We start from the raw sequence: 7,405 nt of genomic DNA on the forward strand, positions 1-7,405 counted from the left end.
GCTTGGAGCTGAGGCGGGGCTAACCGCCCGCGACCACGACGAGGCGTTGCACCTCGCCGCGCAGATAGGCCTGCAGGAACTTCTCGTAGTCCTTGAAGGAGACGCATCCATTCGAGGCACCGCTCGCGCCCAGCATGTAGGTGTGCGCGAGGAGACCGACCCGGCCGTGAACCGCCTCCGGCCCTCCGACGGGATGCAGACGCAGGGCACGCACGCCGTGGAAGGGTTGTTCGCGCTCGGTGATGTCGTAGGTGCCGACCGGGGTCGGCCCCCGCATGCGGACATGCACGTGCGCGGGATCGTCCATGCTCGCGCCGAGCCCCGAATGCGCCTCGAGCTTCTCGCCGTTCGGGAGCGTCACCACCTTGGCGCGGATGTCGTAGACCGCGACGCCGCCGGTTCCGCGGGGGACGAGATTCAGGGCCCTGCGGAAGACATCCTCGGTGGGCTTCGTTTCCAGGGCCGCGTAGGCGAGTCGCGGCGGCTCGGAATTTCCGAGGCCGAACAGTTTCTCCACGAAGGAGCGGGTGTCCTCCGGCGGGGTGGCGGCGACGGGCAAGGCCTGGCGCGCGGCGGAACGCGGCGCGCGTGAGGCGGCACGGCCCGAACGGAACTCGGGAGGGCGTGGCACCGGAAGCGGGACAAGCCTCGGCGCCAGGGGCGGCGCGACGGCCGCGAGGGTCGATGATGGTTCCGGGGCGGCATCCTGAGCCGACGGCTCGGGCGCAGCCACCGCGAGGGTCGGCTCGGGCGGCGCCGTGGGCGCCTCGCCGTGCGTGCGTTCAGCGGATTCGGCGGGCGCCTGCGTCTCGGGGGCGGGTCCTGCCGCGATCTCGGCCACCTCCGGCTCGGGCATGGCCGGAACCAGCGGCGCGGCAGCCACGGCGTCGTGCCGAGCCGGATTCGGGTGACGGGACCAATAGGTCAGGCCACCTCCAAGGAGGACGGCCAGCGCGAGCGTGCCACCGGCGGCGACACCCGGCCATATCCGCCTGGTGCGCGCGTTAGAGCCGACACCGGCATCGTCGATCCGGGTATCGTCGGAGTTGGGAGGGTCGATCATGGTCAGCGCGGTCCGCCGTTCCGGGCCGGCGCCGATGCCGGTCCCTCCATCCGCGCCCTTGCAGGCTCGGGCGACGAACGTGGAAGTATTCGCCCGTCACGCGGGCATCTCATTCGGCCGGGCAGACATTTTGATGGCGGCATTGTGCCGACTTTGGGCGCCTATACTCGTCGATGCGGCGCCGGTCTGGTCTTTGCGATCCCCGAACAAATCCCGGGGTGCCGCCGAACCTTGTCGTTCCGGCCCCACGAACATTGAACGGGCGCAGTCGGCGCGTTCCGCGCCGCCTGGCCTACCGGCCCGGGGTCAGGCGTCGCCGAGCAGGCGGTGCTCGCAGAGCATGCGCCGGACCGTGCCGCTGGCCGAGCGGTAGACCACGGTTTCGGTCTCGATCACGCCGGGCCGGAAGCGGACGCCCCTGAGGAGGGCGCCGTCGGTGACCCCGGTGGCGGCGACGATGACGTCGCCGCGGGCCATGTCGTGCAATTCGTATTTCCGGTTCGGATCGCTGATGCCCATCCGGGCGGCGCGCTCGCGCTTGTCGTAGCTGTCGAGGATCAGGCGGCCCTGCATGTGTCCGCCGATGCAGCGGAGCACGCCGGCGGCGATGACGCCCTCCGGGGCCGCACCGATGCCGAGATAGATGTCGGCACCCGTGGCGTCGGCGTTGGCGGTGTGGATGATGCCCGCGATGTCGCCGTCCGAGATCAGGCGGATGCCGGCTCCGGTCTCCCGCACCGCCGCGACGAGTTGCATGTGGCGCGGCCGGTCGAGGATGATCGCGGTGATCTGGGCGGGGTCGACGCCCTTGTGGCGGGCGAGCGCCCCGATGTTGTCGGCCGGGCTGGCATCGAGATCGACGAGGCCGGCCGGATAGCCGGGGCCGATGGCGATCTTCTGCATGTAGACGTCGGGAGCGGCGAGCAGCGACCCGGCTTCCGCCAGGGCCGTCACCGCGATGGCGCCGGGCATGTCCTTGGCGCAGAGGGTGGTGCCCTCCAGGGGGTCGACGGCGATGTCGACCTTCGGACCGTCGCCGGTGCCCAGGCGCTCGCCGATATAGAGCATCGGCGCGTTGTCGCGCTCGCCCTCCCCGATCACGACGGTGCCGTCGATGGGCAGGAGGTTGAGTTCGAGGCGCATCGCGTCGACGGCGGCCTGGTCGGCCTCCTTCTCGCGGCCCTGTCCGCGCAGGCGGGCGGCGGCGATGGCCGCGCGTTCGGTGACGCGCGCCAGCTCCAGCGTGAGAGACCGGGCCACCGGTGCGCGTGATTCCAAGATGCCACCGGACATGTAAACCTCGCGCCCCTGCGCCTCTGTCGGGCGCTCCTTATGAACTAAAATGCGCTTGAGACATCACATTTCGCGAGTTACGCGCATTTTTCTTCGTTCTTCCACCGATCGTTCGCTGGCATACGAAACGACGCTATTCGCGCTCGATCCGGATCAGCTGGGGCGCCTCGGCGAGCAGGCCGTCGGCCGCGATGGCGTCGAGGGCGTCCCGGATCGTGCCCTCGGTGGCGGCGTAGGTGATCAGCACCAGGGGCACCGGCTGGCCCGAGCGGCCGTGCGGGTCCTTCGAGGCCGCGCTCTCGGAGCGGCGCTGGAGAATGCTCTCGATGGAGATGTCGCGCTCGGCCATGCGGGTGGCCACACCCGCGGCGACGCCGGGACGGTCGTGCACGGTGAGGCGGATGTAGTAGCCGCCCTCGTGCCGCTGCATGGCGACGCGCTGGGATGGGCTCAAGGACGCCGAGGGCCGTCCGAAGGTCGGGCGGCGGGTGCCGGCGGCGATGTCGGTGATGTCGGAAACCACGGCCGAGGCGGTGGCCTCGCCGCCGGCCCCGGGGCCGATCAGGGTGAGTTCGCCCACCGCGTCCGCGTCGATGGTGACGGCGTTGGTCACGCCCATCACCTGGGCGATGGCTGAGGATTTCGGCACCATCGTCGGGTGCACCCGCTGCTCGATGCCGCCGGCCGCGGTCTGCGCGACGCCGAGTAGCTTGATCCGGTAGCCGAGTTCCTCGGCCATGGTCAGGTCGAGGGGCTGGATCGCCGAGATGCCCTCCACGGAGACGCCCTCGGCGTCGATCTCGGTGCCGAAGGCGAGGCTCGTCAGGATCGCGAGCTTGTGGGCGGTGTCGAAGCCCTCGACGTCGAAGGTCGGGTCGGCCTCGGCATAGCCGAGGGCCTGGGCGTCCTTGAGGCAGGCCTCGAAGGTCAGGCCCTCGCGCTCCATCCGGGTGAGGATGTAGTTGCAGGTGCCGTTCATGATGCCATAGACGCGCGACACGGTGTTGCCGGTCAGGCCTTCGCGCAGGGCCTTGATCACCGGGATGCCGCCGGCCACCGAGGCCTCGTAGGCGAGCGCCACGCCAGCCGCCTCGGCCTGTCGGGCGAGCGCCGCGCCATGCTTGGCCAGCAGCGCCTTGTTGGCGGTGACCACGTGCTTGCCGGACGCCAGGGCCGCCTCGACCGTCTCCCGGGCCGGCCCCTCGGCGCCGCCGATGAGCTCGACCACGCAATCGACCTCGCCGGAAGTCGCCAGGGCAACGGGATCGTCGAACCAGGTCACCCCGGAAAGGTCGAGGCCGCGGTCGCGGCCCCGGTCGCGGGACGAGACCGCGGCCACGCGAACCGCCCGCCCGCTGGTCTGGCCGAGGGCTTCGGCCCGGCGGGCGACCATCCGGACGACGGCGGCGCCGACAGTGCCGAGGCCGGCGACGCCGAGGCGAAGGCTCTGTGTCATGGTGTGTTCCGTCACTCTGTCGCGCCGTGGACCTGCCGCATCCGGGACCTGCCGCGTCCGGCGGCGGCGCGGGACGCGGCGTCGGTCGGCGCAGGCGAATGCCGCGCTCGACGCGGCCCGATCTTCTGCAACGATTTGCCGGGGGGCGCAACAAAACGGCCGGTCCGGGCGGGGTTCCGGCGTTACGATCGGCGCCGACGGTAGCGGGCCGCGACGGCGATCAGCCCGTAGAGCACGCCAGCGTTGAGCAGGTGCCAGAGCGCGTGGGTTCCCAGCGGCCAGACCGGGCAGACCGCCCGGTCGAGGGTGCGGAAGGCGAGCGAGACGGTGAACAGCGCGGCGATGGCGAGGAGCGCCCGTCCGGCCTCGTGGCGGGCCGGGGCGAGGCTGCAGCCCTGCGGCGCCAGCAGGCCGGCGGCGACGCCCGCCAGCGCCAGGATCGCCGGGGCATAGCCGATCGAGCCGTTGGTCAGCGCGTCCGTCGACCGGCCGGTCAGGCCGTTGAGGACCGGCTCCAGGCCGACATTGACGGCGGCGAAGGCCACGGTGGCGGCGAGCGCCGCCCCGATCCCGAGGTCGAAGTAGCGCCGCATCGCCAGGAGAAAGTAGGCGTAGATGAACAGAGCGATCGGGATGACGTCGGCCAGCAGCGACCAGCGCACCGCCAGGGTATGGAACAGGAACGAGCCGACCCCCACCACCGCCACCAGGGCGCTGAGCAGGAGGGCCGGCGCATCCGCCGTCCCGGCGCGGCGCAGCCGCCACGCCGCAAGGCCGGCCGCGATCAGGAAGGCCGCGTTCGAGAGGGCGTTGACCGGCTCCGCCCAGAAGCCGGGATCGCCGCGCTCGCAATAGGCGCAGATCGGCGTCAGCCAGTAGTCCCCGGCCATCCGGACCTCTCCATCTTGCGCCCCGCCTTGCCGACCAGGAGCCTTCCCCGTCAGGAGTCTTCCCCATCAGGAACCTTGCCAGCCCGAGGCGAAGGCCCGATGACGGACCCCCTCGCCCACCAGCGCCCAGAGACCCCCGACCCATGCGGATCGCCACCTGGAACGTCAATTCGATCAAGCAGCGCGTCGGCCATCTCGTCGGCTTCCTCGACGAGGCCAAGCCCGACGTGGTCTGCCTGCAGGAGCTGAAATGCCAGGATGAGGGCTTCCCCCGGTCGGAGATCGAGGCGGCGGGCTACGCCGTCGAGACCCTCGGGCAGAAGGCCTACAACGGTGTCGCCCTGCTGGTGCGCGCGCCCCTGGCGATGTCCGAGATCCACCGCGGTCTGCCGGGCGACGACGGCGACGAGCAGGCCCGCTACATCGAGGCGCTCGTGTCCGGCGAAGCGGTGCGCCCCGTGCGTGTCGCCTCGATCTATCTGCCCAACGGCAACCCGGTGGACAGCCCAAAATACCCCTACAAGCTCGGCTTCCTGGAGCGTCTGCGGCGCCATGCCCAGGGCTTACGCGCGGCCGAGGAGGCGGTGGTGCTGGCCGGCGACTACAACGTCATCCCGGAGCCCGAGGATGCCGCCGATCCGGAGGCCTGGCGCGCGGACGCGCTGTTCCTGCCCCAGAGCCGGGCGGCGTTCCGTGCGCTCCTCGCCGAGGGCTACACCGACGCCCTGCGCGCCTGCGACCCGCGAGCCGGCCTCTACACCTTCTGGGACTACCAGGCGGGGGCCTGGAACCGGAATGCCGGCATTCGGATCGACCACCTCCTGCTCTCGCCCCAGGCCGCCGATCGGTTGGTCTCGGCCTCGGTGCAGAAGCACCTGCGCGGCCTGGAGAAGCCATCCGACCACGTACCGGTCACGGTCGAACTCACGGACGCGTGAGCGAACGATCCCGTCTCCCGTGAGTTGGTCCAGCATCGATCCCCCCACATGGAGAACCCCCCCGCGTGAAACTCTACGGCACCGGCTACTCGCCCTACGTCCGCAAGGTCCTCGTCGCCCTGGCGGAGAAGGGCGAGGCGGCCGAGCACATCCCGCTGTTCTTCCACGACAAGGACCCGGCCTTCCAGGCGGCGAGCCCGCTGGGCAAGATCCCGGCGTTCGACGACGACGGGTTCCTCCTGGCCGATTCCTCCGCGATCCTGACCTATCTCGAGGCGAAGTTCCCGAGCCCGGCCCTGTTCCCGTCCGAGGCGAAGGCGCGCGGTCGCGCGATCTGGTTCGACAAGTACGGCGACACCGAGATGTTCGACATCATCATCAAGCCCTTCGCCAACCGGGTGGTGAAGCCGAAGCTGCTCGGGCAGCCCGGGGACGAGGCCGCCGTCGCCAAGGCCCTGACCGAGGAACTGCCGAAGATCTACGATTATCTCGAGGGCCAGATCGACGGGGCCTACCTCGTGGGTGACGCCTTCAGCATCGCCGACATCTCGGTGGTCACCGGCTTCCACAACCTGCATCTCGCCGGCGAATCCGTCGATGCCGATCGGTGGCCCAAGCTTGCGGCGTACGTCACCCGCACTTTGGCCCGGCCCTCCTTCGCCACGGCCCTTGCCGCGCCCACCAGCCCGCAATGAAGCCAGGGCGGGTGGGTGCCACCGGTGCGGCCGCCCGCCGATGTCTCAGGCAGGCCGGCTCTGATGGAATCGTGCGGTGTATCCGGACTGGATCCCGATTGCCGGACTCATGAGCGGTCCTCTATACGCCTGATCAAGGATCGGAGACCGCCGGAGTTTTGAGTCGATGGCCATTCATCTCTACTGTATGTGTTTGAATGAAGAGGCCATGATACCTTATTTTCTTGCCCACTATCTTCCGATCGTGGACAAAATTTATGTTTTCGACAATGGTTCGACGGACAAGAGCCTTGGCCTGCTGAGCGGCGACGACAGAATCGTCGTCGCCGACGTCAAGACCCAAGGTGGTTCCTTCATGGATACCTACAACGCGCTGATGAATTCGGCCTGGACCCGCTCGCGGGGCGAGGCCGAGTGGATCGTCACCGCCGAGATGGACGAGCATCTCCACCATCCCGACCTGCGCGGCTACCTCGCGCGCTCGCGCTATGTCGGCGTCACCTTCATCACGGCGCTCGGCTACAACATGATCGCCGACGCGTTCCCCACCGACCCGCGTCCACTGTGGCAGCACGTCGTGCGGGGCGCCCGGGAAACGGCCTACGACAAGCCGGCCATCTTCGATCCCCAGGCCGTCACGGAGATCAACTACTACAACGGTCGTCATGCGGCCGCGCCGACCGGGCACATCGTTCACGAACCGCAGCGGCAGGTGAAACTGCTGCACTACAAGAGCCTCGGCCTGGATTACGTCTGCGCGCGAAACGAATCCCTGGCCGGCGGCCTGCAATCCGAAGACATCGAAGCCAGGCACGGGGCGCATTACCTACGCAACCGCGCGCAGACGGAGGCCGATCTCAGAGCCATCCGGGCCTATGCGCGCCGGGTGCCGGGGCTCCACGCCTCGGACGAGACCGACGGGGAACTGAGTTTTCCGGAGGAGATGGACGTTATCGCCGCCTCGCAACTGTTCGACGCGGGTTACTACGTCGAGAAGAACCCGGATGTCGCGACCTCCAAACTCGATCCGCTGACGCATTACTGCGCGTTCGGCTGGCAGGAGGCCCGCC

At 69.6% G+C, this 7,405-nt stretch carries 7 protein-coding genes; 3 read left to right on the forward strand and 4 right to left on the reverse strand.

From position 1 onward, the window contains the following. Nucleotides 1–19: 19 nt before the first annotated feature. The 4 genes from K2X24_RS14940 to K2X24_RS14955 form a co-directional block, all read right to left on the reverse strand. A complete protein-coding gene (locus K2X24_RS14940; protein WP_292499167.1) occupies nt 20–1,063 on the reverse strand; it encodes a tlde1 domain-containing protein in 1,044 nt (347 codons plus the stop codon). Between the two features lie 306 nt (nt 1,064–1,369). Beyond that, nucleotides 1,370–2,356, reverse strand: a complete 987-nt coding sequence (glpX, locus tag K2X24_RS14945) for a class II fructose-bisphosphatase (protein ID WP_292499168.1) — start codon at nt 2,354–2,356, stop codon at nt 1,370–1,372. Nucleotides 2,357–2,489: 133 nt separating this feature from the next. After that, nucleotides 2,490–3,812 (reverse strand): homoserine dehydrogenase, encoded by a 1,323-nt coding sequence (locus K2X24_RS14950; RefSeq protein WP_292499169.1) that lies wholly within the window; start codon nt 3,810–3,812, stop codon nt 2,490–2,492. Between the two features lie 182 nt (nt 3,813–3,994). After that, nucleotides 3,995–4,702, reverse strand: coding sequence for a ceramidase domain-containing protein (locus K2X24_RS14955; protein ID WP_292499170.1), 708 nt, complete (start codon nt 4,700–4,702; stop codon nt 3,995–3,997). Nucleotides 4,703–4,845: 143 nt separating this feature from the next. Here K2X24_RS14955 and xth point away from each other — a divergent pair, with 143 nt between their 5' ends. The 3 genes from xth to K2X24_RS14970 form a co-directional block, all read left to right on the forward strand. Next, nucleotides 4,846–5,640, forward strand: a complete 795-nt coding sequence (xth, locus tag K2X24_RS14960) for an exodeoxyribonuclease III (RefSeq protein ID WP_292499171.1) — start codon at nt 4,846–4,848, stop codon at nt 5,638–5,640. Nucleotides 5,641–5,705: 65 nt separating this feature from the next. Next, entirely contained in the window at nt 5,706–6,335 is a 630-nt protein-coding gene (locus K2X24_RS14965) for a glutathione S-transferase family protein (RefSeq protein WP_292499172.1), read from the forward strand. Between the two features lie 166 nt (nt 6,336–6,501). Beyond that, the coding region (locus K2X24_RS14970; protein WP_292499173.1) for a glycosyltransferase family 2 protein at nt 6,502–7,405 on the forward strand (904 nt) is incomplete at its 3' end.

Origin of the sequence: Methylobacterium sp. (assembly GCF_019750675.1) — a bacterium.
GTDB lineage: Bacteria > Pseudomonadota > Alphaproteobacteria > Rhizobiales > Beijerinckiaceae > Methylobacterium.

What these genes read in the sequence shown, in the direction of transcription:
- glpX (WP_292499168.1), bottom strand. Translation starts at nt 2,356, where the DNA reads ATGTCCGGTGGCATCTTGGAATCACGCGCACCGGTGGCCCGGTCTCTC.
- K2X24_RS14940 (WP_292499167.1), bottom strand. Translation starts at nt 1,063, where the DNA reads ATGATCGACCCTCCCAACTCCGACGATACCCGGATCGACGATGCCGGT.
- K2X24_RS14955 (WP_292499170.1), bottom strand. Translation starts at nt 4,702, where the DNA reads ATGGCCGGGGACTACTGGCTGACGCCGATCTGCGCCTATTGCGAGCGC.
- K2X24_RS14950 (WP_292499169.1), bottom strand. Translation starts at nt 3,812, where the DNA reads ATGACACAGAGCCTTCGCCTCGGCGTCGCCGGCCTCGGCACTGTCGGC.
- xth (WP_292499171.1), top strand. Translation starts at nt 4,846, where the DNA reads ATGCGGATCGCCACCTGGAACGTCAATTCGATCAAGCAGCGCGTCGGC.